The sequence below is a fragment of the Ewingella sp. C233 genome (assembly GCF_055407225.1).
In genome coordinates this window covers 483474-508156 of sequence record NZ_JBUZRI010000003.1, presented here as the reverse complement: position 1 = coordinate 508156, position 24683 = coordinate 483474, and the positions used below count along the sequence as shown (strand labels likewise).

The 24683-nt window shown below is 51.2% G+C and carries 25 protein-coding genes and 1 tRNA gene; 12 read left to right on the top strand and 14 right to left on the bottom strand.

What is annotated here, in order from left to right; translation table 11 throughout:
* Positions 1-117 precede the first annotated feature (117 nt).
* The 4 genes from ACZRKO_RS17575 to ACZRKO_RS17560 all read left to right on the top strand — a co-directional run bounded on the left by ACZRKO_RS17575 (position 118) and on the right by ACZRKO_RS17560 (position 4685).
* A complete protein-coding gene (locus tag ACZRKO_RS17575; protein ID WP_463738506.1) occupies positions 118-2547 on the top strand; it encodes a fimbria/pilus outer membrane usher protein in 2430 nt (809 codons plus the stop codon).
* A gap of 41 nt (positions 2548-2588) precedes the next feature.
* Entirely contained in the window at positions 2589-3326 is a 738-nt protein-coding gene (locus ACZRKO_RS17570; RefSeq protein WP_463738505.1) for a fimbria/pilus periplasmic chaperone, read from the top strand.
* A 79-nt stretch (positions 3327-3405) separates the two neighbouring features.
* Positions 3406-4383: a fimbrial protein gene (locus ACZRKO_RS17565; RefSeq protein WP_463738504.1), complete on the top strand. Its 978-nt coding sequence runs from the start codon at positions 3406-3408 to the stop codon at positions 4381-4383.
* A gap of 98 nt (positions 4384-4481) precedes the next feature.
* Positions 4482-4685: a helix-turn-helix domain-containing protein gene (locus ACZRKO_RS17560; protein WP_463738503.1), complete on the top strand. Its 204-nt coding sequence runs from the start codon at positions 4482-4484 to the stop codon at positions 4683-4685.
* A 21-nt stretch (positions 4686-4706) separates the two neighbouring features.
* Here the strand turns inward: ACZRKO_RS17560 and ACZRKO_RS17555 are convergent, their stop codons facing one another.
* The 8 genes from ACZRKO_RS17555 to aspA form a co-directional block, all read right to left on the bottom strand.
* The gene (locus tag ACZRKO_RS17555) at positions 4707-5270 is read right to left on the bottom strand and encodes a hypothetical protein (protein ID WP_463738502.1); all 564 of its coding nucleotides are present in this window, start codon (positions 5268-5270) and stop codon (positions 4707-4709) included.
* Positions 5257-6144, bottom strand: coding sequence for a winged helix-turn-helix domain-containing protein (locus ACZRKO_RS17550; RefSeq protein WP_463738501.1), 888 nt, complete (start codon positions 6142-6144; stop codon positions 5257-5259). The genes ACZRKO_RS17555 and ACZRKO_RS17550 overlap by 14 nt, the downstream gene beginning before the upstream one ends.
* Before the next feature lie 353 nt (positions 6145-6497).
* The gene (locus ACZRKO_RS17545) at positions 6498-7535 is read right to left on the bottom strand and encodes a S66 family peptidase (RefSeq protein WP_463738500.1); all 1038 of its coding nucleotides are present in this window, start codon (positions 7533-7535) and stop codon (positions 6498-6500) included.
* Between the two features lie 310 nt (positions 7536-7845).
* Positions 7846-7921 (bottom strand) — tRNA-Phe (locus ACZRKO_RS17540).
* A 127-nt stretch (positions 7922-8048) separates the two neighbouring features.
* Positions 8049-8624, bottom strand: coding sequence for a division control transcriptional repressor DicD (dicD, locus tag ACZRKO_RS17535; RefSeq protein WP_463738499.1), 576 nt, complete (start codon positions 8622-8624; stop codon positions 8049-8051).
* 43 nt (positions 8625-8667) lie between these two features.
* Positions 8668-10410: a protein-disulfide reductase DsbD gene (locus ACZRKO_RS17530; protein ID WP_463738538.1), complete on the bottom strand. Its 1743-nt coding sequence runs from the start codon at positions 10408-10410 to the stop codon at positions 8668-8670.
* Between the two features lie 204 nt (positions 10411-10614).
* The gene (locus ACZRKO_RS17525; RefSeq protein WP_463738498.1) at positions 10615-11916 is read right to left on the bottom strand and encodes an anaerobic C4-dicarboxylate transporter; all 1302 of its coding nucleotides are present in this window, start codon (positions 11914-11916) and stop codon (positions 10615-10617) included.
* Between the two features lie 139 nt (positions 11917-12055).
* Positions 12056-13492 (bottom strand): aspartate ammonia-lyase, encoded by a 1437-nt coding sequence (aspA, locus tag ACZRKO_RS17520; protein ID WP_463738497.1) that lies wholly within the window; start codon positions 13490-13492, stop codon positions 12056-12058.
* A gap of 373 nt (positions 13493-13865) precedes the next feature.
* On the opposite strand from aspA, the gene ACZRKO_RS17515 reads away from it, so the two are divergent.
* From ACZRKO_RS17515 to ACZRKO_RS17500, 4 genes are all read left to right on the top strand, one after another.
* The gene (locus tag ACZRKO_RS17515) at positions 13866-14357 is read left to right on the top strand and encodes an FxsA family protein (protein ID WP_463738496.1); all 492 of its coding nucleotides are present in this window, start codon (positions 13866-13868) and stop codon (positions 14355-14357) included.
* A gap of 217 nt (positions 14358-14574) precedes the next feature.
* On the top strand, positions 14575-14868 hold the full coding sequence (locus tag ACZRKO_RS17510; RefSeq protein ID WP_009636718.1) for a co-chaperone GroES: 294 nt from the start codon (positions 14575-14577) through the stop codon (positions 14866-14868).
* A 50-nt stretch (positions 14869-14918) separates the two neighbouring features.
* Positions 14919-16565 carry a chaperonin GroEL gene (groL, locus tag ACZRKO_RS17505; protein WP_463738495.1) on the top strand — a complete coding sequence of 549 codons (1647 nt, stop codon included), beginning with the start codon at positions 14919-14921 and terminating at the stop codon, positions 16563-16565.
* A gap of 291 nt (positions 16566-16856) precedes the next feature.
* The gene (locus ACZRKO_RS17500) at positions 16857-17201 is read left to right on the top strand and encodes a DUF4156 domain-containing protein (RefSeq protein ID WP_463738494.1); all 345 of its coding nucleotides are present in this window, start codon (positions 16857-16859) and stop codon (positions 17199-17201) included.
* An 86-nt stretch (positions 17202-17287) separates the two neighbouring features.
* Here ACZRKO_RS17500 and epmB read toward each other — a convergent pair whose 3' ends face one another.
* Entirely contained in the window at positions 17288-18316 is a 1029-nt protein-coding gene (gene epmB / locus ACZRKO_RS17495) for an EF-P beta-lysylation protein EpmB (protein WP_463738493.1), read from the bottom strand.
* 37 nt (positions 18317-18353) lie between these two features.
* Here epmB and efp point away from each other — a divergent pair, with 37 nt between their 5' ends.
* The 3 genes from efp to ACZRKO_RS17480 all read left to right on the top strand — a co-directional run bounded on the left by efp (position 18354) and on the right by ACZRKO_RS17480 (position 19386).
* On the top strand, positions 18354-18920 hold the full coding sequence (gene efp, locus ACZRKO_RS17490; RefSeq protein WP_463738492.1) for an elongation factor P: 567 nt from the start codon (positions 18354-18356) through the stop codon (positions 18918-18920).
* A gap of 118 nt (positions 18921-19038) precedes the next feature.
* On the top strand, positions 19039-19134 hold the full coding sequence (locus ACZRKO_RS17485) for an entericidin A/B family lipoprotein (RefSeq protein ID WP_431306771.1): 96 nt from the start codon (positions 19039-19041) through the stop codon (positions 19132-19134).
* Positions 19135-19251: 117 nt separating this feature from the next.
* On the top strand, positions 19252-19386 hold the full coding sequence (locus tag ACZRKO_RS17480) for an entericidin A/B family lipoprotein (RefSeq protein ID WP_014333643.1): 135 nt from the start codon (positions 19252-19254) through the stop codon (positions 19384-19386).
* An 80-nt stretch (positions 19387-19466) separates the two neighbouring features.
* Here the strand turns inward: ACZRKO_RS17480 and blc are convergent, their stop codons facing one another.
* The 5 genes from blc to frdA all read right to left on the bottom strand — a co-directional run bounded on the left by blc (position 19467) and on the right by frdA (position 23412).
* Positions 19467-19994: an outer membrane lipoprotein Blc gene (blc, locus tag ACZRKO_RS17475; RefSeq protein WP_463738491.1), complete on the bottom strand. Its 528-nt coding sequence runs from the start codon at positions 19992-19994 to the stop codon at positions 19467-19469.
* Positions 19995-20097: 103 nt separating this feature from the next.
* Complete coding sequence (gene frdD / locus ACZRKO_RS17470) at positions 20098-20457, bottom strand: fumarate reductase subunit FrdD (RefSeq protein WP_463738537.1); 360 nt, start codon at positions 20455-20457, stop codon at positions 20098-20100.
* 12 nt (positions 20458-20469) lie between these two features.
* Entirely contained in the window at positions 20470-20871 is a 402-nt protein-coding gene (gene frdC / locus ACZRKO_RS17465; RefSeq protein ID WP_463738536.1) for a fumarate reductase subunit FrdC, read from the bottom strand.
* Between the two features lie 14 nt (positions 20872-20885).
* Complete coding sequence (locus tag ACZRKO_RS17460) at positions 20886-21620, bottom strand: succinate dehydrogenase/fumarate reductase iron-sulfur subunit (protein WP_463738490.1); 735 nt, start codon at positions 21618-21620, stop codon at positions 20886-20888.
* On the bottom strand, positions 21613-23412 hold the full coding sequence (gene frdA / locus ACZRKO_RS17455; protein WP_463738489.1) for a fumarate reductase (quinol) flavoprotein subunit: 1800 nt from the start codon (positions 23410-23412) through the stop codon (positions 21613-21615). Before frdA ends, ACZRKO_RS17460 begins: the two co-directional genes overlap by 8 nt.
* A 291-nt stretch (positions 23413-23703) precedes the next feature.
* Here frdA and epmA point away from each other — a divergent pair, with 291 nt between their 5' ends.
* The gene (gene epmA, locus ACZRKO_RS17450; RefSeq protein ID WP_463738488.1) at positions 23704-24681 is read left to right on the top strand and encodes an elongation factor P--(R)-beta-lysine ligase; all 978 of its coding nucleotides are present in this window, start codon (positions 23704-23706) and stop codon (positions 24679-24681) included.
* The last annotated feature ends 2 nt before the right edge of the window (positions 24682-24683 follow it).

Genomic DNA, 24683 nt, shown 5'->3' with positions numbered 1-24683 from the left:
TAACGCTATTATAAAAATAAAAGTGATTTTTATATGTTGTTTATATTGAATAGAACATCAGCCATTAAAAAACGTGCCGCCATTATTATCAGCTTTTTGACCGTATGTTTTATTTCAATGAAGACACTGGCAGTTGAATTTAATACCAACTTTATTGATGCCGGGGACCGTAATAATATCGACCTCTCCCGGTTTGAGGTAGCCAACTACATTGCCCCGGGTGAGTACCTGCTGGACGTCGTACTCAACGGCCGCACACTGCCGGAACAAAGTCTGATTAGGTATGTTCCTACGCCAGACAACAAAAATAGCCGCATATGCCTGACCCCGGAGTTGGTGGCTAAATTCGACCTGATCGACAGTACGCGTAAAGCCCTGGATACATGGAACGACGGGCGTTGTACTTCGCTGGATACCTTAAAAGAGGTGACGGTTAGCTACGATCAGGAAAAACAGACGCTCAATATCAGTATTCCTCAGGCCTGGCTGACCTACCACGATGAAAATTGGGTACCGCCTTCGCAATGGGATGAAGGTGTGTCTGGCACCATTCTCGATTACAACTTGCTGGGCAGTAAATATATGCCTCAGCAGGGCACTAGTTCGACCAATCTGAGCAGCTACGGCACCGCCGGTTTTAACCTCGGTGCGTGGCGTGCACGCGCAGATTATCAATATAACAACTCCCGCTCTTCGGGTGGAAAACATAACGACCAGTTTACCTGGACGCAGAAATATCTGTTTCGCGCCATCCCGTCGATGGGGGCACGGTTCAATGCCGGTGAAACCTATTTCAATTCCGATATTTTTGACTCGTTCCGCTTTCTCGGTGTTTCGCTTAATAGCGATCAGCGTATGTTGCCGCCATCACTTCGCGGCTATGCGCCTCAGGTGACCGGGATTGCGAAAACGAATGCCAAAGTCAGCATCAGCCAGAATGGCCGTGTGATTTATCAGACCAACGTCTCGCCTGGGCCGTTTGTCATTCAGGACCTGAGCGAAGCGGTGCAGGGCGCGCTGGATGTGCGCATTGAAGAAGAAAATGGCAGTGTCACGACCTATCAAGTCAGCACGGCAACCATCCCGTTTTTGACCCGAAAAGGCGAAGTACGCTTTAAAACTGCCATGGGGAAGCCGACGACGGGTAGCGATAACACCGTCATGCAACCTGGGTTCTATAGCGGGGAGATGTCGTGGGGAGCGCTGAATAACTTCTCCCTGTACGGAGGGCTGATCACCACAACCGGCAATTACCAGTCGCAGGCGCTGGGTGTCGGGCAAAATTTGCAAGATTTCGGCGCGGTCTCCTTGGATGTCACCCGCTCATCGGCGACGGTGCCGGTCGAGGGCCGGCAGAGCGGTTACAGCTACCGTGTGAACTACTCCAAGCGTTTCGACGCAACGGGCAGCCAGATAACCTTTGCGGGTTACCGCTTCTCTGAAAAAAGCTTCATGTCGCTGAACCAGTACCTCGACAAAGTCAATGGCGATCACTACTCGCGTGATGACAAACAGACTTATACGGTTACCGCTAACCAGTTTTTACCCTGGCCAGCCATTACGCTCTATTTGTCTGCCACTCACAAAGTGTACTGGAACGATAGCCCGAGCAATAACTACAGCGTTTCGGTGAGCAAAATTTTTGATATCGGAAGGTTTACGGGAATTTCCGCCACCTTGTCGGCAAGCAAATTGAAATACCAGTACACCGATGAAAACCAGATGTTCCTGTCGTTTAGCGTACCGCTCTCTTCGGGGCAGCAAATCAGTTACGACGCACAGCAGGATTCACAAAGTGGATTTTCGCAAACGGCCTCTTATTACAACAGTCAGGATCCTAAAAACAGCTGGCGCGTCGGTGCAGGTGGAAGTAGCCCGGATCTACAAAAAGGCGACGGTGTTTTTCGCGCTAACTACCAGCATATGTCGCCTTACGGCCAGTTTGGTGCGAACGGCAGTGTGAAAAATAACGATTACCGCTCGGTCAGTGCCAATTGGTATGGATCGCTGACGGCGACCCGCTATGGCGCGGCATTACACCAGAGCAGCGCCGGTAATGAGCCGCGCATGATGGTAGCCGCGGGCGTCAAAGGCATTCCGATCAGTGATGGTGCGTCCGTGACTAACGATTATGGCGTTGCTGTGGTGAACGGTGTTTCCAGCTACCAAACCTCGGATGTGCGGGTTGACGTCAACCATCTGCCAGACGACGTCGAAGTTTACAGTTCGGTGGTCAGTAAAACCCTGACCGAAGGCGCGATTGGCTTTCGCAAAATACGCGCTGTGAAGGGGGAAAGACTGATGGCGACGATTCGTCTGGCAGACGGCAGTTTCCCACCGCTCGGCGCCTCCGTCACTGATGACAGCTCGGGTTTCGAAGCCGGGTTAATCGGCGACGGCGGCCTGGCCTATCTGGCTGGCGTGTCCGGCGAGAAGAGCCTGACCGTGCACTGGGGCGAAGATAACCAGTGCCACATTCAGGTTCCTAATGACTCTGCCAGCCTGAGTGGTCAGTTACTCCTGCCATGTCAGACGTCCGGGAAATGACGTGTGAAGATTTTGTTTCGATTCAACCAGAGGGACCATTTATGAATAATTCCATACTGCGCGCTGCCACTCTCTTATTACTGACGTTGGGCTGCCTGCAAGGGGCTAATGCAGCGGTGAACATTGACCGGACCCGTATTATTTTCAACTCTACGGACAAGTCAGTCAGCGTGATGCTGGACAACCAAAGCAAAGACTTGCCCTATTTGGCGCAGGTTTGGCTGGAAAATGCCAAAGGGGGAAAAGTGGCCTCTCCGCTGGTAGCACTCCCTCCGATGCAGCGAATTGATGCCGGGCAAAAGAGCCAGATACGGATCCTGCAACTGCCGGAAACCGCCGCTCTACCGAAAGATCGCGAATCGCTGTTCTATTTTAACGTACGTGAGGTGCCGCCGAAGAGCGAGTTGCCGAACGTTATGCAGGTTGCCATTCAAAGCCGTATCAAACTGTTTTTTCGCCCGGCGGCTATTGCCCCTCTGACCCGCGGTGCCTGGCAGGAGCAGTTAACCGTGAAACCTTCTGACAGCGGCCTGACGCTCACCAATCCCTCGCCGTTTTACATCACGCTGGGATACCTCGGGAAAGATAATAGCGGCAGTTTTCGCGGATTCGACAGCCTGATGCTGCCGCCTTTTGGCAGTGAAACCCTGACGGGGCGCGACTATGTCAGCCCGAAATACAGCATCGGATATATGGATGACTATGGCGGTTTACAGGTGAATCAATACCTGTGCAGTGTAGCGGGCTGCAAGCTGGAAAGTAAGCCGGAAAAAAAATAACACCATCACCCTTATCAAACCCGTAGCGGGAAAATGAAGCGGCTACGGCAATCATCCCCCCGATCGCTAAGGAAATGTTATGTCTGCAATATACCCGGCACTCTTAGGTTCTCGCTGGAAGTGGGTGATCGCTGCTTTATTGCTGTTTTCGCGCAACGTATGGGCACTGGACTGTGTGGAAAAAGGCACTGGCCTGGTGAACATGCCGCCGATTGCGATTGGCCAACTGGCTATCCCATCAAACGTGGCTGCCGGGACGAAAGTCTGGGAGTCCAATGAAATCAATATGACGGCTTATTGCGACAACGTGCTGGGCAGCATCGTTGACGTGGTGCACTTCTATTTTAACCCCAAATCGCAGTCATTAGGCCAGGGGTTGTTACTGGGAGTGAGTTACAACGGACAGGATCTGGAACAAAACCAGCAACGTCTGAGCACCAACAGTTCGCCGATCCGCAAAGGGCAGAATGTGACGGTTAACGTCAGCTTCCGTTTGTATATCAAAGTGACGGCCAATCCACCTTCCAGCGGGCATTATGAAGGAACCGATCAGTTCACTGTCTTTCAGCTTGATGGAAGTCGTGGGATCAACCAGACGCCGGGAGCGAAAAACGTTAAATACAGCCTGTCTGGCCTACAGGGCATTCGTTTTCTTGCCTGTGGTTCTGATTTAAAAGTCTACCCGGAGTCCCAACTGATCGATTTTGGGGCTATCCAGAGTACGACGCTTTCGCGCTCATCTGGCATCACCATGCCTTTCGCGATCAAAGCGATCAAACAGGGCTGTCTTGATAACTTCTCGCTACAGGCTGAGTTCTCAACGGCCAGCCCGCTGGTGGGCAACAATGCTATTGACCTAGTGAACGGCGCCAAACTGACACTTCTGAATGATAAAGACGAAGCCATAACGTTTAATCGTTATGACAATTTTGCCGAGCTGAACAACGTCAATGAAGTGACTAAAAACTTTACCGCCAAAGTCAGTGCCATTCCCGGCAAACCGCTGACCTTGGGAAAATTCGACGCATCCGTGGTAGTGAAAATTAATTACTACTGACCCCGGGTTTAACTGGAAGAAACATGGAAATGCTAAGAAGGGCGAAATTGAGGGCGCGGGCTCTGGAAGAGCCCGCATATCGAGACGAGGAGCATGGTTTGTCCATTGAGAGTGAGGTCCATGAGCTGCTGCAAAATATGCGCGAACAGTCAGGGTTAAGCAGAACAGAGCTGGCAAGACGTCTTGAGATCACGCCGCCCGCCATCACCCGCCTGGAGAAAAGGCCCGCGCAGGCCAGTATTACAACCTTAACCCGTTATGCCGAGGCCTGTGGTTTCACCCTTTTTCTGTTCTATAAATAGAACGAACCCTAGCGCTGGCAGTCAGTGAATCGGTTTGAAAACACACATGACCAGTGGCGACTGACTCGTTTCAATCAGCATGGTATTATCATCATATTTCTTCAGGACCAGCGTATCGGTATGGCCGGTAATATAAAAACTATTCATCAATACCAGGCTGGACAGTGTTTCATCCATTGTGTCGATGCTATCCGTATTTATCTGACGACTGGTTAATGTGTAAGTTTGTAGCGTTTTATTCTCCAGAACATAGTCATAGTAAATATTACGCAATAGAATTCGCTTTTCAATCAGTTTGTTTTGTGCATCATATAAAAATGCGTTGCCACTCAATGAGACCAGAATTTTATTTGAATTCAAAAAACTAAAGTAAACGGTGGAATTTATTTTGGCTGTTTTGTCATCATATTGTGCCTCGCTGACAAAACCTCCGCGGCATGCCAGAGAATAAGGGAATAAGGAACGATTTTTTTGTACCTGGCTATTAATGTATAAGGCCAGTGTCAGGATGAAAATCGCGACAACGGGTAACCAATGGATTGCTTTAATTTTTCTGATGAAACAGAGGAGCTTATCTGTTGTCATTATTTTTCCTGTTATTTACATATACAGTCAGGCACGCCTCTGCATTGTTATCTGAATTAACCCGACATTGTGCAAGGAAATCACGGGATGCACCGGTTTTTTTCAGTGAAAAAATGGCTTCACTTTGAAATACATAAATTTCCCCCGGACTACACGTGATCTTATGTTTATCGATAAACTGGTAGGCGAGGCGAATAAAATTCGGTTTTTGGCCCGGTGGTATGACCGCGGTCGAGTAGAGCGCACATTCCCCGAAGGTGGTAATTTTCAGGCGATCTTTTGGGTCATAAAATTGCTCGCGTAATACAATAGCGAACGCGAGCACCATAAGTACCAAAGAAGTAATGATAATCAATAAATTGGTTTTATTTTTCTTTTGTATATCAGGTGCTTGTGGCAGTGTGAAAAGCTGCTGCTGTGTGTCTTTTTCATCATGATGTTGCAAAACAGTCGCTTGTTCTTGAAGCAGTGTGTCGATCATGCTGCCGGGAGGTTCTGGTACCACAGGGTGAACCGTTGGACCGGAGGCCCCAAGAGTTTCCAATGTTGAGATAATAATATCTTTCTTCAATAAAAAACCGACTTTAGGCACAGTAGTTATCACTTCATCGTTATGACCAAGCGTATTAATCACTTTGCGTAATTTACTGATGCAATGATTAAGGTTATTATTACTGGAAACAAGGCCGAAATCATCCCATACCTTTTGGAACAAAGTATCACGCTGAACAACGCTTCCATGACGTTCAATAAGAAGAAGTAAAATACGTCTTGCCGGGTTTGATATAGTCACCTGAGAGTCTGTATTATCCTGTAAAAAAAGAGTATTGTCTTCCGGGTTGAATACTATCTTATCTTCAATCACATAAATCATGGTCGTCCCTCGTTAACCCGCTTTACATATCCTGTATTCACTCAAGCTGGAAAGTAATGTTTTTAATTCCTATGCTAAAAACTTTCCCCAACATTTCTCTGCTATGAAGTATGTCGGCTTAGTATAAACTGAATAATTTTTAAAATAGTGTCCTATACAAAACAATATTGTTTTAAGGTGTAAGAAAAATCCTACTTAGTGTATTTTACATAAGATTGAGGGTGTTGTTTGATTTATAATTGTGGTCGGAAGATTTAGTAAAATATCCTGAGCAGGATGTTTTTCTTATGAACGCCTTACCGGCAGACGATAAGGCGTTATTGAGATGGGTATGAACCGCTGAGCACCTGAAATTAATTCCGGATGTCATACAAATATCGGCTGATGATATCGACCTGCTCAAGATTGAAATTGATACGCAGTTTTGCGCCCAACGGCAGGGTCAGCATCGGGTGGGTATGGCAGCAGTCGAAACCGTCAACTATTGGCATCGGTTGTCCGGCGAGAACTTCACGCAACACATCGTAGGGGGGGCGGCCTGTGCCAGCATCATTAAATAGCTCGTGTTTACCCAGCAGGATAGCGCTGACTTTTTCAAAAACACCGTTAAGTTTAAGCATCGAGAACGAGCGCTCAACGGTGGCAATATCTTTCAGGCTATCCTCAATGAACAGAATGTCGCCGGACTTAATTTCTGGCATCCAGTCGCTGCCCCAGATCCCTGAAAGGGTATTCAGATTTCCACCCATCACCCGCCCTTCAATGCTGCCCTCACCCTCGAACCGGCAGGTGTTTTTATAAAGCGTTTTTGGACGTACGGCCTGAAGGTCGTCCCAGTTCAGTCGTTCATCGCTCCATTTCTCCGGCAGGGTATAACGGTAATGACCCGCCTGCGGCCCCATCAGCACATCAATAAACGACTGATACGTTTGATGGACAAGAGGCGGAAATTCGCCGAAAGAAGCGACCAGGGCGGGGCCATAAAAAGTAATCAGCCCGGTTTTGGCATAAATGCCTGCCAGCAATGCCGTGGTATCGGAATAACCAATGATAATCTTTGGATCCGCCCGCAGTGCGTCATAATCCAGCCAAGGCAGCAGCGAGTTGCTGTTGTTGCCACCGATGGTCGACATAATACAGCGTACCTGAGGGTCGCGAATGAGCTGATTGAGTTCCTCCGCCCGCTCGGCAATGGAGCCCGAACGGTAAAAGTCGGACTTGCCGGTTAATGCTCCGGCTTTGAGCGTGAACCCCTTTTCTTCAAGAAACGTTTTCCCCCGGGAAAAACGATTTGGCGCAGTGACAGTAGCCGGCGCCGATGCGGAGAAAAATCCGATGGTGTCGCCAGGTTTTAATGATTTGGCTAAGAGTTCAGGGCGAGGTTCTGTCATCGTAAGTCCTTAACTTTTCATCACATAGGAATAAAGTCCCGGAAACCAATGTAGCAACATCAGGATTGTTTGAACAAGCGGAAGGGGAGTTTGAGATTTTTAAATAGCAGAAAGCAAAAAACCAGCACTTAGGCTGGTTTCTTTAAAGATGGCCCGGACTCGGACAAAGACGCGAGGCGTCTTTGAACAGCGCTTGCGCTGGCCCCGAAGGGGTGAGTCTCAGGATGAGACGAATAATCGAACAGGGTTCGATGTAGAGTCCGTATCACAGAAAGCAAAAAACCAGCCCTTAGGCTGGTTTCTTTAAATATGGTGCCCGGACTCGGAATCGAACCAAGGACACAGGGATTTTCAATCCCTTGCTCTACCGACTGAGCTATCCGGGCAACGGGGCGCATTAAACCGTATTGGCAGTAGGCCGTCAACGGATTTATGTAATAAACACTCTAAAAACGGTTCGTTTGCTGGCTTTTCAGGCAAATAAGTCACGAAAAGCGTGTTTTGGCCTTTTTATCAGGCCAGGGCACCGTGTTCCCGACAGCGGGCCACGTTCAGCACATCCTCTGCCAGACGTCTGGCAACAGCAACATCGTGCAACTGACGTTTGACCAGCAGCTTGCTCAGACACCCTTCGAGGATCAGTTCCATCTGCTCGGCGACCATCTGTGCGTCATCTGAACCCATCTCCTGCAATAATTCCAGTGTGTACTGATAAGAAGCCTGTTTCTGCTTTTCAGCCAGTTGATGGATAGGCGCTTCGCTGTCCGGGTAGAAACTGCATGCCGCAATAAACAAGCAGCCAGGGTAGCGGTTTAGCCGCACCTGTTCGTCGAGCACCTTATAGCGGGCCAACAATTTTTGCGGTGCAGTCAGGGTTTCATCCAGCAGTAACTGGCGACGCCAGATATCAATTTGTTCGCCGTGATGACGCAGACTGTCATACAGCAGTGCCTCGGCATCGGGCCAGAAACGGCGCAAATCGCTTAGCGGAACGCTCACCAGTTCAGCGATAGCGTCGAGTGACAGTGTGGCCAAACCGCGCTGTTCCAAAAGATTAAGAGTCTGGTCAAGGACCTGTTCACGTAGCACGTTTGCCTCCTCACAATTCGCGTACTTCAGAAAGTAGTGTCGTTTAAGGCTGGGTTTTCTGCAAATGCCCGGTGAATTGGGTCGCATCCATAAAACCGGTTACACGGGACTGTGGCAACTCTTTTCCATCCGCACCAAAGAATAAGAGGGTGGGCAGCCCCAATACTTGGAGACGCTTAAGCAGGGCCACCTGCTGCGGGCTATTTTGAGTTACATCAGCCTGCAGCAGTACGGTATCCCGCAGTTCATTCTGCACCTCTGGCGCAGTAAAGGTATATTTTTCGAACTCTTTACAGGCGACACACCAGTCGGCATAGAGGTCCAGCATCACCCGTTTCCCACTGGCGGCCTGAAGGGCCGCATTCAGTTCTTCAATATTATTGATGTGCTGAAACTTCAGCGCGTGCTGCGCAGTGGTAACTGTGCCCGCAGGGCTAAATGCCCAGTCCTGCAACGGGCGGCTTACGATCAGTGCGGCGGCGAGGAACAGCAGTTGCAGCGCGCGCAATAGGCCGCGCTGGCTTCTGAGACTCAGCAAGAATGCCCAGCCGAAGAACGCGATACCCAAGGCACTCCAGAGGCGTAATCCCCACATATCACCAATGATGCGCTCCAGCAGGAAGACCGGCAGAGCCAGGATCACAAAACCGAATCCTTCTTTGACGTATTGCATCCACGGGCCGCTGCGTGGCAGCAGCCGGTTGCCGAACAGAGTGACAATAATCAGCGGGATCCCCATCCCCAGCGCGTACAGATAAAGCGTTCCTGCACCGGCCCACAGATTTCCACTCTGGGCGATGTAGAGCAGAATGGCGCTCAAAGGCGCGGTCGTGCAGGGGGAACAAATCAGTCCGGCGAGGGCACCCATAACAAACACGCCCGCCAGCGAACCGCCTTTCTGGTCATTACTCCAGAGCGTTAGACGGGTTTGCAGCGATGACGGCAACTGCAGGCTGAACATACCGAACATTGATAGCGCCAGCGCCACAAACGCGACCGACAGAGCAATCAGTACCCACGGGCTTTGCAGGGCGGCCTGAAACTGTAAACCGGCCGCTGCGACCACCATCCCAAGCAGCGTGTAAGTCAGTGCCATTCCCTGTACGTAGAACATCGCCAGCAGGAAAATCCGCTTCATGCTGTGCGGACGCTGGCGGCCCAGAATAATGCCGGAAATCAGCGGATACATCGGCAGCACGCAAGGGGTGAACGCGATGCCGATACCGATGAGCAGAGCCCATAGCGGTGAGAAGGGCAGTGGCGCAGACTGAGGCGCCGGTGTGACATCGATGCTGGCCGCTGGCGCAATATCAGTAGGTGCAGCCGTGTTAGCCCCTGCTTGCTCCGTCACTTCATTAAGCGGGATTTCCCTGGTCTCTGGCGGGTAGCAGAACCCGGCCACGGCACAGCCCTGATAGGTCACCTTAAGCGATGCATGAGCACTGGCCTGACGCAGCGGGACACTCAGGTTGAGCTGTTTCTCGTAGACTTCGGTATTCCCAAAGAACTCATCATGATGTTCCAGACCCTTTGGCAAAATAAAAGCTGCCAGCTGCGCCTGTTCACCGACCAGTTCGATTTTATCGCGATAGAGATAATACCCCTCACGGATCTTCCAGTTCAGTTTGAGATTAGGCCCCTGTTGCTGAAAGTCGAAGTCGAAAGCCTGATCAACCGGCACAAACTGCGGATTGGCAGGTTTATCAAACAAAGACGCCTGCACGTGAAGCGGCAGGAAAAACAGACTGAAAAACAGCAATAAAAGACGGGGAAGACGGAAATCCATGCGGGTCATTATTCTCTTGCTCGCGGCGCATACGGGCCGCTGGTTGAATCGAAAGAGGCTGCGAATGGCATCATGCCAAAGCACGTTAACAGAATGTGATTATAACCCCTCTATTCCATGAGCAGAAAGCGCCGGAGTGTCAGGGTTTGTCAGAGAAGAGGGGAAAGGCGCCAATACAGGGGCCGGAGCCCCTGTAGAAAAAGGTTAAAGAATGATGCTGCCCATACCAAAACCGAAAAGTACCGACAGGAACACACCGATGGTGCCCGGGATAAAGAACGGATGGTTAAAGACAAAGCGGCCAATACGTGTGGTGCCGGTGTCATCCATTTGTACGGCGGCGACCAGCGTCGGGTAGGTCGGTAAGATAAACAGGCCGGAGACTGCGGCAAAAGAGGCGACAGCGGTCAGCGGTGTCACATTTAGCGCCAGCGCCAGTGGCATCAGCGCTTTGGCTGTCGCGGCCTGAGAGTAAAGCAGCGCCGAGCAGAAGAAGAATATCAGCGCCAGTAACCAAGGGTGCGCCTGAATCAGACCGCCTGCGGTCTCCTTGATCCAGCCCAGATTGGCTTGCACGAACGTATCACCCAGCCAGGCAACGCCCAGAATACAGATACAGGCGCTCATCCCGGCTTTGAATGTCCCTGAAGAGAGGATTGCGTCGGTTTTGATGTGGCACAACAGGGTGATAAGCGTCGCGACGCTCAGCATGATGATCAAAATCGCACTGGTGGTATTCATGATAGGGGTGGCCACCCAGCCAAGGCTTGGGCTGTTAACCACGGCATAACCCACTACGCTAAATACGCCGAGCAGGAACAGCAGTACGGAGAGTTTTGCGCCGGGTTTAATCTCGACGATTTTGTCACCACGCAGCTCAACCAGACCTTCCTCATAACGCGCCAGGTAGACCGGGTCATCGGACAATTTGGAGTTAAAGCACCAGGATACGATCAGTGACATCACAATCACCGCCGCGAGTGTCGAAGGGATCATCACCATCAGCAGATGCAAATAACTGACGCCGTGGCCTTCCATCACGGAGGACATATACACAACGGCCGCCGAAATTGGCGACGCAGTAATAGCTATTTGCGCCGCTACGACGGCGGTAGATAGCGGGCGGCAAGGCTTGATGCCTTGTTCTTTTGCCACTTCAGAAATGACCGGCAGAGCAGACAGCGAGATATTGCCGGTACCGGCGAGAATGGTCAGGAAGTAAGTCACGATAGGGGCAAGCAGCGTGATGTGCTTAGGGTTCTTGCGCAGCAGTTTTTCGGTCTGCTGGACCAGATAATCCATACCCCCGGCAACCTGCATGGTCGAGATCGCGGCGATCACCGCCATGATGATCGAGATAACGTCAAAGGGGATGCTTCCCGGTTTTACGCCACAGAGCGTCAGGGCCAAAACCCCCAGCCCGCCAGCAAAACCGATGCCGATGCCACCCAGGCGCGCGCCAAGGAATATTGCCGCCAGTACAATAATGAGTTCGATGATTAACATAATTGGCCGTCCATTGTTCCGGTACTCCGAAAAGAAACAAAATGAAAATGGGATGTTGTGTAATTGTTGTTATGTACAAAGTAAAAAGGCTCGTTGTTCGTGAGAACAACGAGCCTTCGGAGGCTAAAAGTGAATCCTGTTACTGTTCATTTTCATCCGTATACCGTTTCGCTTTGTAAGCCGGGTGCATCAGGTTCTCGATAGAGAAGATGTCATCCAGCTCAGCTTCCGTGAGCAGCCCGCGTTCCAGTACGACTTCCCGCACACTCTTACCGGTTTCCGCGCAAATCTTACCGACGATATCGCCATTGTGGTGGCCGATGAACGGATTCAGATAGGTCACGATACCGATGGAGTTGAAGACGTAGAACTCGCAGACTTCTTTATTTGCTGTAATACCGTTGATGCATTTTTCCAGCAGATTGTAGCAGGCGTTGGTCAGAATATGGATAGATTCAAACATCGCCTGACCAATCACTGGTTCCATCACGTTGAGCTGCAACTGACCGGCTTCCGCAGCCATGGTGACGCAGATGTCGTTACCGATGACTTTAAAGCACACCTGGTTCACCACTTCGGGGATAACCGGGTTCACTTTGGCTGGCATGATGGAGGAACCGGCCTGGAGTTCTGGCAGGTTAATCTCGTTAAGGCCGGCGCGCGGGCCGGAAGAGAGCAGGCGCAAGTCGTTACAAATCTTAGAGAGTTTAACCGCAAGGCGCTTCAGCGAGCTGTGAACCATGACGTAGGCGCCACAGTCGGAGGTGGCTTCAATCAGGTCTTCTGCCGGTACGCAGGCCAGATTGCTGACTTCCGCCAGTTTTTCCACCGCCAGTTGCTGATAGCCGTCTGGCGTATTGAGGCGAGTCCCGATGGCCGTTGCCCCAAGATTCACTTCCAGCAGCAGTTCGCCGTTGCGCAGTAAATTACGGGTCTCTTCTTTGAGCAGCACATTGAATGCGTGGAACTCCTGACCGAGGGTCATCGGTACGGCGTCCTGCAACTGAGTGCGGCCCATCTTAATGATATTTTCGAACTCTTTGGCTTTGTGTTCAAAACCGTCGCCCAGTTGGGCAATCGCGTCGATCAGTTTCAGTAAAGAGGCGTAGACCGCGATACGGAAACCGGTCGGATAGGCATCGTTGGTGGACTGGCATTTATTCAGATGGTCGTTCGGGTTCAGATACTGATAATCGCCTTTCTGGTGGCCCATCAGTTCGAGGCCAATGTTTGCCAGCACTTCGTTGGTGTTCATGTTAACCGAGGTACCTGCGCCGCCCTGGAAGACGTCAATCGGGAACTGGTCCATGCATTTGCCTTTATCGAGGACTTCGTCGCAGGCCTGAATAATGATGTCTGCGATATGACGCGGAATTGTTTGCAGCTCTTTATTCGCTAACGCGGCCGCTTTCTTAACCATCACCATGCCCCGGACAAATTCCGGCACATCGCTGATTTTGGTGTTGCTGATGTAGAAGTTTTCAATAGCCCGCAGGGTGTGAATTCCATAATAAGCCTCGGCCGGAACTTCACGAGTGCCCAGCAGATCTTCCTCGATACGAATCGTATTTGACATGAGAACCTTCTTTTTGGTGCTGAAACGCGTTATGCGATGTTAATAATTATGTTACTAACAGCGGGAAATTAAAAACGATCAACCGTTGTTCTTACTACGAAGGCGATCATATGCTGCTGTTAGCGAATTGCACGCACTAAGATCACTCTCTTGCACTGTTACGGAGCACGTATTTCTGTATCTGTGAGAACTCTCACAAATCATTCGTTCAATGAATTAAATCTTCACCACAGGTTGAAAACAGCGGGCCTCGCTACCATTACATTGTAGACAGCCTGGGGCATTGTGATTGCGTTGATCCCCACGGCCCTATTTTATGGTTCTGGAAAGGTGCCTTTTGGCCGAACCGGGACTTCATCACAAGGAGATTGCGGTGCGCTGGTTACCGTTACTGTTGTTATTTCTGTTGGCCTACATCGAAATAACCTTATTTATTAAAGTGGCCGCCTTTATCGGTGTCGCCATGACGTTATTGCTGGTGGTTTTTACCTCCTGCGTGGGCGTCTCCTTGGTGAAAAATCAGGGCATGAAAACCTTTATGCAACTGCAGCAGAAGCTGGCCGCAGGCGAAAGCCCGGCTGCCGAGATGGTCAAAAGCGTCTCACTGGTGATCGCTGGCTTCCTGCTGCTTGTGCCGGGGTTCTTCACCGACTTCCTTGGCCTGCTCCTGTTGCTGCCGCCGGTGCAGAAATCCTTGACCCTCAAATTGATGCCGCACCTTAATATTGTCCGCTCCGGTGGCAATTGGGGTACCAGCCAACCCACCGGGAATACTTTCGACGGCGAGTTTAAACGCACCGACGAACATACCGAGCGTCTGGTTTCGCCTGAAAAAGATGACGACATCGACCGCCGCGATCGTTAAGATTCGCGCCGTCGATTGTTAAAGTATTGTTGAAAAAAGGCATTTCGCTGGATCCTTTACGGGACATCGAAATGGAAAAGAAAAAGCGATTTTTTTTGCTTTCTCCCCTTGAAGGGTGGCGTAACGCCCCCATTAAACAAACCACGAGGCCGGGCAGATGACTGTCAGGCATTCAACCCTAAAATAGTTATGGACCCCGCTCACAGGAGAGTTATCAATGAAAATTCGTCCATTGCATGACCGCGTTATCGTCAAGCGTAAAGAAGTTGAATCTAAATCCGCTGGCGGCATCGTTCTGACTGGCTCCGCTGCTGGTAAATCTACCCGTGGTGAAATCCTGGCCGTCGGTCATGGTCGCATCCTGGAAAATGGTGAAGTGAAAGCGCTGGACGTTAAAGTTGGCGACATCGTTATTTTCAATGACGGTTACGGCGTTAAAGCAGAGAAGATCGACAATGAAGAAGTGTTGATCATGTCCGAAAGCGACATTCTGGCTATCGTAGAAGCGTAATCCGCTCCCGATCACTTTTTCTGAACTGAACGAATTTAAGGTAAATAACAATGGCAGCTAAAGACGTAAAATTTGGCAATGACGCTCGTGTAAAAATGTTGCGTGGCGTAAATATCCTTGCTGATGCAGTTAAAGTTACCCTGGGCCCGAAAGGCCGTAACGTTGTTCTGGATAAATCCTTCGGCGCACCAACCATCACTAAAGATGGTGTCTCTGTTGCACGTGAAATCGAACTGGAAGACAAGTTCGAAAACATGGGCGCACAGATGGTTAAAGAAGTTGCCTCTAAAGCTAACGATGCTGCGGGTGACGGTACAACTACTGCAACCGTACTGGCTCAATCCATCATCACCGAAGGCCTCAAAGCTGTTGCTGCTGGTATGAACCCGATGGACCTGAAACGCGGTATCGATAAAGCCGTTATCGCCGCTGTTGAAGAACTCAAAAAACTGTCTGTGCCTTGCTCTGATTCTAAAGCTATCGCACAGGTAGGTACTATCTCTGCTAACTCCGATGAAACCGTCGGTAAACTCATCGCTGAAGCGATGGAAAAAGTGGGCAAAGAAGGCGTTATCACCGTTGAAGAAGGCACCGGCCTGCAAGACGAGCTGGATGTGGTTGAAGGTATGCAGTTTGACCGCGGCTACCTGTCCCCGTACTTCATCAACAAGCCTGAAACTGGTTCGATCGAGCTGGAAAGCCCGTTCATCCTGTTAGCTGACAAGAAAATTTCTAACATTCGCGAAATGCTGCCAGTGCTGGAAGCCGTTGCTAAAGCCGGTAAACCACTGCTGATCATTGCTGAAGACGTTGAAGGCGAAGCCCTGGCGACTCTGGTTGTGAACACTATGCGCGGCATCGTGAAAGTGGCTGCAGTTAAAGCTCCTGGCTTCGGCGACCGTCGTAAAGCTATGCTGCAAGATATCGCAACACTGACTGGCGGTACCGTTATCTCTGAAGAGATCGGTCTGGAACTGGAAAAAGCTACCCTGGAAGATATGGGTCAGGCGAAACGCGTTGTTATCAACAAAGACACCACCATCATCATCGATGGCGTTGGCGAAGAAGCAACTATCCAGGGCCGTGTTACTCAGATCCGTCAGCAGATCGAAGAAGCGACATCTGATTACGACCGTGAAAAACTGCAAGAGCGTGTGGCTAAACTGGCAGGCGGCGTAGCTGTTCTGAAAGTTGGCGCAGCGACTGAAGTTGAAATGAAAGAGAAGAAAGCTCGCGTTGAAGATGCGCTGCACGCAACCCGTGCTGCTGTTGAAGAAGGCGTGGTTGCCGGTGGTGGTGTTGCGCTGATCCGCGTTGCTCACACTCTGGCTGGCCTGAAAGGCGACAACGAAGACCAGAACGTCGGTATCCGTGTTGCACTGCGCGCAATGGAGTCTCCACTGCGTCAGATCGTCGTTAATGCCGGTGAAGAAGCCTCTGTTATCGCGAACAAAGTGAAAGCAGGCGAAGGCAGCTTCGGTTACAACGCTTACACCGAGCAGTACGGCGACATGATCGCGATGGGTATCCTTGACCCAACTAAAGTTACCCGTTCTGCACTGCAGTTCGCGTCTTCTGTTGCTGGTCTGATGATCACCACCGAGTGCATGATCACTGACCTGCCAAAAGGCGACGCCGGTGACATGGGCGGCGCTGGCGGTATGGGTGGAATGGGCGGCATGGGCGGCATGATGTAATCATCCCCCCTGGCGTTTATCCGCTGGATGTATGAAGGGCGTAAGTCTTTTGTATGTTGAAGAAACCCGGTCATTTATGGCCGGGTTTTTTTATTTGACCCTTTTTCGTCCGGTTCAGTAAGATAACTCTCATTGTCTCTGGAGTTTAACGTGTAAACTGTAGCCTATCGCCATTGCCTGTTTATCTCAGGTAACGCGTTGAACCCTAGGTAAACGTGGCAACGGATGCCTAAGAGAACTGAACGTTCTCTGATAGGCTTTATGAGATTTCAATATCAAATGGGGAAAGTGATGCGGATTAAAATGTTACTGGGCCTGTCAGCTGCCATGCTGCTTGCCGGGTGCAGTACCACTCATCAACTTGATGCAGCGGGCCAGCAGGTGAAATTCACCGATACCAAACCAGGCAAAGAATGCCAGCTCATTGGTGATGTCACCGGCGCGCAAAGCAATTGGTTCTCAGGCAGTGGCGGTGACGGCAGCTCAATGCGCGGCGCGGCAAACGACCTGCGTAACAAAGCGGCAGCAATGGGGGGGAATACCATTTACGGCGCAAACAGCCCAACGCAGAATTTACTGTCCAGCTTCGTGCCGGTAGACAGCAAAATGGTTGGCCAGGTTTATAAGTGTCCTTAACAGGGCAGACTTTCTCCTGAGCAAGACGCTAAATAGCAAAAGGGATGCCATCGTGCATCCCTTTTTGATCCCAGTTTCTGCTGTATTCAGGACTGTTTAAGCCGCAAATCCAGAATCGTTTTACTCGGCTCACCGCCAATTTCACGCGTCAGCTTGGGCACCATATAGCCCGATACCTTGCTCATCAACCCTTTCATAATCACCCGTGCTTCATCGTCATCGACCATGAAATGGGCCGCGCCCTGAACTTTATCCAGCACGTGGATATAATACGGCAGGATCCCTGCATTAAACAGCGCATTACTCAGCTCGGCCAGCGTGTCGGCGCAGTCATTCACCCCGCGCAGCAGCACGCTTTGGTTTAGCAGCGTTACGCCAGCACTTTTGAGGCGGCTCATGCTGTTGCACAGGTTTACATCAATCTCGTTAGCATGATTGATGTGCGTCACCATCAACACCTGTAAGCGTGAATCGCTGAGGCGCTGGCAGAGCGTGGTGGTAATGCGCGCTGGTATCACTACCGGCAAACGGGTGTGGATCCGCAGGCGTTTAAGGTGCGCGATCGCTTCTAGTTCTGTGATCAGCCAGTCAAGTTCACTATCTTTTGCCATCAGGGGATCACCCCCAGAGAAAATAATTTCATCGAGTTCAGGGTGTGAGCGGATATAATCCAGGGCCTGAACCCAGTTGGCTTTATTTCCCTGGTTTTCCTGATACGGAAAATGACGACGGAAGCAGTAGCGGCAGTTCACCGCACAGCCACCTTTGACCAGCAATAGCGCGCGATTACTGTACTTGTGCAACAGTCCCGGAACGACACTACGTTGTTCGTCCAGTGGATCGGTCGTAAAGCCCGGTGCGGCGATAAACTCCTCGCGCGCGGTCAGGACTTGCAACAGTAAAGGGTCGTGCGGATTGCCCGGTTGCATGCGCGCCACAAAGGCACGCGGAACGCGTAACGGGAACAAACGACGGGCGTCACGCCCTGTTTGCAGCTCTGCATTATCGTTAAGTGCCAGAAGAGTAAGCAGTTCATCCGGGTCTGTAATAACATCGCCGAGTTGATACAACCAATCTTCTCTAAATGGCGTATTTAGGGTTACAATGTTTGCCATTTTTTGGCTAATACCAGTTTAAAATTAGAGGGCCATCATGGCGACTTATTCTAGCAACGATTTCCGTCCGGGTCTTAAAATCATGTTCGAAGGCGAACCTTTCGCAATCGAAGACAGTGTGTTTGTAAAACCAGGCAAAGGTCAGGCTTTCGCACGTGTGAAAATGCGTCGTCTGCTGACCGGTTCACGCGTAGAAAAAACCTTCAAATCTACTGACTCCTGCGAAGGTGCGGACGTTGTAGATACCAACATGACCTACCTGTACAACGACGGTGAGTTCTACCACTTCATGCACCCTGAGACTTTCGAGCAGCACGGTGTTGAAGCTAAAACCGTCACTGAAGCGTCAAAATGGCTGCAAGACAATGCAGAATGTATCGTGACGCTGTGGGATGGCCGTCCTATCGCTGTTCAGCCACCAAACTTCATCGAAGCTGAAGTGGTTGAAACTGACCCAGGTCTTAAAGGTGATACTGCGGGTACCGGTGGCAAGCCTGCGACCTTGAGCACCGGCGCTGTGGTTAAGGTTCCATTGTTCGTGCAGATCGGTGAAATCGTCCGTTGTGACACCCGTTCTGGCGAATACGTTTCCCGCGTTAAGTAACTTTAAACGCTGGCGAAAGCTGCGGCAGGTCAAACACTTGCCGCGACTTTCCTCCATCACACTTTGGAAATGGATCACGTTTACCATGTTGAAGAAGGTGCTGTTTTTTCTGGTTTCAATGATGGTGCTGGCTTCGTTATCCGGCTGTAATACCGTTCACGGCTTTGGTGAAGACATCCAGCATCTGGGGGGCGCTATCTCCAGAGCGGGCTGATCCCTTCAGCCACTATTTTCCATATTTCCTAAAATCCTCTGAAAAACCTCGCGTTGCTGTTTTTTTACTACACTTAGGTGGTCGTACTTACCATTCTCTTATAGGAAGGAAATTTATATGCTGAAGAAAAGTATTCTGGCCATTTTGTCTGTTTTGGTACTGTCCAGTGCGTTGACGGCGTGTAACACCACGCGCGGCGTGGGTGAAGATGTCTCTGCTGGCGGACAGGCTATCCAAAAAAGCGCGCAATAACCTTTTTCGCGTCTGAAATTCCCGCTTAATGCAGATTCTGCCTGCAGTAGCATGCAGGCAGTGCCTCTTCCCTCCACATCCTATTTTGACTGTTTAACCCAAACTAACTGATTGATATCAAATCCGTATTGCTGAGCGGTATCCAGCAATTTGTGTTTCACGTCGTCGCTGAGCGTCGGCGTGCGGGACAAAATCCACAGATAGCTTTTATTCGGGCCACATACCAGGGCGTACTGGTAATCCTTATCCAGTTCAATGACGTTATAGCCGCCATAGAACGGGCCGAAGAAGGAAACCTTAAGCGCCGCGCGTGAAGTCGGTCCGGTGAAATAGGCTTTACCTTCGCTCTCCTGCCACTTCTGTTTTTTCGGATTAAAACCCCGGTTAATCACTTTGACGCCATCGTCGTTGCGCAGGCTGTAATTCGCTGTTACCTGCTCGAGCCCGCTTTCAAAACTGTGATCCAGCCGGGCGACCTCATACCAGGTACCGAGATAACGGTTCAATTCAAAGTTATTGACGACCTTCACGTCAGAGGGGGGCGTGACACTACAGGCAACGGACATCACAGCCGATACCAGAACGCCGAGTTTTGACCAGATTTGCATAGCAGTTCCTTCCTTAGGGTGTGCTCTAAGTGTAGGTAAAAATGGGAGAAGAGGTAATATGATAGCGGAAAAAGCGGCCCGCAGAAGGGGCCGCCTGAGAGCGTTAAATCCTGATCAGAACAATCACAGTGACGATGGTAAGAATGCTTGCCAGACCGTAGAATACCCATTTCCCTGCCGGGACATGGATCTTCAGATCATGCATGGCGTGGTGCATGCGGTGTAAACCGCACCACAGCGGTAAAACGATCATCAGCAATAAGAACAGGCGACCAATCCAGCTTTGTGCAAACGCCAGGATCCGCGGATAGCTCAGTGCATCAGCCGGGAAAAACCCGAGTGGCAACAGGAAGCAAACCAGCAGGATCATCACCGGCGCGAAGATCGCACTCCACATCCCACCTGCGCCGAACAGTCCCCAGAAGACCGGTTCGTCAGAGCGCTTTGGAAGCGTTTTATTCATCATGTCCCCCCGTTAATAAAATAAGGCGATGGCCAGAATAGCCAGCGTGGCAACCACGGTGATCACCCAGAACGCGCCAATTACCGGTTCTGGACCCATTTTCTGGTTTTTCACGATAATGATGGAAGCCTTCGGAGCCAGCTCAAACCAGGTTTTGGTATGCAGCAATGCGGCAAGAAGGGCGATCAGGTTAATGATCATCACGATCGGGTTTTGCAGAAAACCGACAAAACCTGCCCAGCTCTCTGCGCCATGCTTGAGCGAGAAAAGCCCGGCCAGCAGCAGCAAGCTGAACCAGACGGCCGGAACGGCGGTGCCTTCGCGCAGCATATAGAAACGATAAAACCCGGATTTTTGCCACCAGTTGGCCTTCATCTCACGCACGTAGGGTTTACGTTTGCTCGGCGTATTCATCATATTTTGTTCCCTCATTGCGGTCTGAGCCTCGCTATCATGAAGTCTTTTGCGCTTTCCACTTTGCCTTGTTGAATTGCCGCAGCCGGATCGACATGCTTCGGACACACCTCAGAGCAATAGCCGACGAAGGTGCAGCTCCAGACGCCGTTCTGGCCGTTGAGCTGGGCCATACGCTGCTGTTTGCCGTGATCCCGGTTGTCGAGGTTATAACGGTGCGCCAACGTGATGGCTGCCGGACCGATGAACTCCGGATTTAAACCGAATTGCGGACAGGCGGCATAACACAAGCCACAGTTAATGCAGCCGGAGAACTGATGGTATTTCTCCATCTGTGCTGGGGTTTGGTTACCTGGACCTTGTGAGGCATCGCGCGGATTACCGATGATATAAGGCTTGATGGCTTCGAGGCTTTCGATGAAGTGAGTCATATCGACCACCAGATCGCGCTCAATCGGGAAATTACCCAGCGGTGCAACCTGCATTCCATGCGGATACTCGCGCAGGAAGGTTTTGCACGCCAGTTTAGGCACGTTATCGACCATCATGCCGCATGAGCCGCAAATTGCCATGCGGCACGACCAGCGATAAGACAAATCAGGGGCCAGATTATCCTTGATGTACCCTAAGGCATCGAGCAGTGATGTTGTCTCATCGAAAGGCACGTCATAAACGACCGGATGCGGCGCACTGTCGGTTTCCGGATTGTAACGCATGATCTCAACCTTCCGGCTCTTCAACTCAGCCATGAGATTGCTCCTTGTTTTTCTTGTCCTGAGCTTCTGACTCAGCGCCGTAGACGCGTTTTGCTGGCGGCAGAGTGGTGATTTTCACATCGCCATATTCTAGGCGTGGTGCGGTGTCGGGCTGATAAAAGGCCAGCGTATGCTTGAGGAAATTCACGTCATCGCGCTCGGTACAGCCTTCGTCAAGACGCTGGTGAGCACCGCGTGACTCCTTACGGTTAAATGCCGAGTGCGCCATACATTCAGCGACATCCAGCCCGTAGCCCAGCTCCAGTGTGTACAGCAAGTCGGTATTGAATACGCTGGAGGTGTCTTTGATTTTCACCCGTTTGAAGCGCTCTTTCAGTTCAGCCAGCTTATCGATGGTTTTTTGCATCAGTTCCGGCGTACGGTAAATGCCGCAGCCTTCTTCCATCGACATGCCCATTTCGTCACGAATAGTCGCCCAGCTTTCATTGCCTTCCTGCGCCATCAGTGCGGCTAAACGGTTTTCCACGTCAGCAACCTGTGCGTCCAGTACTACCGAGTTGGCAGGTTTGACCGATTCAGTCGCGCGAATGGCTGCTTGTTCACCCGCCATACGTCCAAACACCACCAGTTCTGCCAGCGAGTTTGAACCAAGACGGTTGGCACCATGCAGGCCGACCGAAGAGCATTCGCCGACGGCAAACAGCCCTTTAATTCGGGTTTCACACTGTGCGTTGGTTTCGATACCGCCCATGGTGTAGTGCGCAGTAGGGCGCACCGGGATAGGGTCTTTTACCGGATCGACGCCGACATAAGCTTTTGAAAGTTCGCAGATAAATGGCAGACGTTCGAGGAGCTTTTTCTCGCCCAGATGCCGCAAATCGAGATACACGACATCCCCGCGCGGGGTGGACTCGGTACGTCCGGCGCGCCATTCATGCCAGAAGGCCTGTGAGACTTTGTCACGCGGGCCGAGTTCCATATATTTGTTCTTCGGCTCCCCGAGCGGCGTTTCCGGGCCCATGCCGTAGTCTTGCAAATAACGATAGCCGTCTTTGTTGATCAGAATACCGCCTTCGCCGCGACAACCTTCGGTCATCAGGATGCCGGAACCCGGCAGACCGGTCGGGTGATATTGCACAAATTCCATATCACGCAGCGGTACACCGTGACGGAAGGCCATGCCCATGCCGTCACCGGTAACAATCCCGCCGTTGGTGTTGTAGCGGTACACACGGCCTGCGCCGCCGGTGGCCATGACCACGGCGTTGGCGCGAATCTGTATGCGCGTGCCTTCCATCATATTGATAGCAACCAGCCCGTGAACGCGGCCATCATCTACCAAAATATCGAGAACAAAATGCTCGTCGAATCGCTTGATTTGCGGGTACTTCAGCGAGGTCTGGAACAGAGTATGCAGCATGTGGAAGCCGGTTTTATCGGCCGCAAACCACGTACGCTCGATCTTCATTCCGCCAAAACGCCGCACGTTGACGGACCCGTCTTCTTTGCGGCTCCACGGGCAGCCCCAAATTTCGAGTTGTGCCATCTCTTTCGGGCATTGGTGAACAAAATGATCCACCACGTCCTGTTCGCACAACCAGTCACCGCCGGACACTGTGTCCTGGAAGTGGTAGTCGAAGCTGTCGTGATCCTGCGTGACGGCGGCTGAGCCACCTTCGGCAGCCACGGTATGGCTGCGCATCGGGTACACTTTTGATATCAGCGCAATGTTAAGGCTGGGGTTGGCTTCCGCTGCTGCTATGGCTGCGCGTAAACCAGCTCCACCTGCACCTATAATTACAATGTCGGCGTTAAAGGTTTGCACTGCATTCCTCCACTATCATCATGATGTCGGGTCTGAAACCCATTGAGAAGCCAGCATTATTGATGGCTCAGTTTACTCTGATGGCACGCAGGTACTGTCTCAGAGGTGAGTATTCTTATTATTTGTAAGGGATTAATTATACCTAAGGGGTAGAACGGGAAATTTGATGTGAACGCTGATTTCGGCTTTCTGTAACATCCGTTGCCGTCTTAGGGCGCAGAATGAGATATTTGTTTGCCTGTGTGGTTGCAGGTAGACTGCATGCCCTTTCTCACTTCGGAGTTAAGCACCATGAGCGAAACAGCAAGCTGGCAACCCAGTGCTCCTATCGCCAATTTGTTGAAGCGCGCGGCAATCGTCGCCGAGATTCGACGTTTTTTTGCCGATCGTGGCGTATTAGAAGTAGAAACGCCGGCTATGAGCCAGGCGACGGTCACCGACGTTCATCTGGTGCCTTTTGAAACCCGTTTTGTCGGGCCTGGCGCGGCGGATGGCATGACGTTGTATCTGATGACCAGCCCTGAATACCATATGAAAAGGCTGCTGGCGGCCGGAAGTGGTCCGATTTATCAGATGGGAAAAAGTTTCCGCAATGAAGAAGCAGGGCAGCATCACAACCCCGAATTCAGCATGCTGGAGTGGTATCGTCCGCGTTATGACATGTACCGTCTGATGAATGAAGTCGATGATTTGCTGCAACAGATACTGGACTGCGAAACGGCGGAAACCCTCTCTTATCAGCAAGCATTTACTCGCCACCTCGACGTTGACCCGCTCTCAGCCGATAAAGCCCAACTGCGTGAAGTGGCTGCAAAACTCGATCTGTCGAATATTGCCGACACTGAAGAGGATCGCGATACGCTGTTGCAGCTGCTGTTCACAATGGGTGTTGAGCCGCATATCGGTCGTGATAAACCGACATTTGTATATCACTTCCCCGCGACACAGGCTTCCCTGGCTGAGATCAGCACGGAAGATCACCGTGTGGCAGAGCGTTTTGAGGTCTATTACAAAGGTGTCGAACTGGCCAATGGCTTCCGCGAACTGACCGATAGCAGAGAGCAACGTCAGCGCTTTGCGCAGGACAACCAGAAGCGTGCTGCACGGGGCTTACCGGTACAGCCTGTGGATAACAATTTGCTCGATGCGTTGGAACACGGTATGCCGGAATGCTCCGGCGTGGCGCTGGGCGTTGATCGTCTGATTATGATTGCGCTGGGGGCCAATAGCCTCAGCGAAGTTCTGGCATTCCCGGTGATGCGCGCCTGACA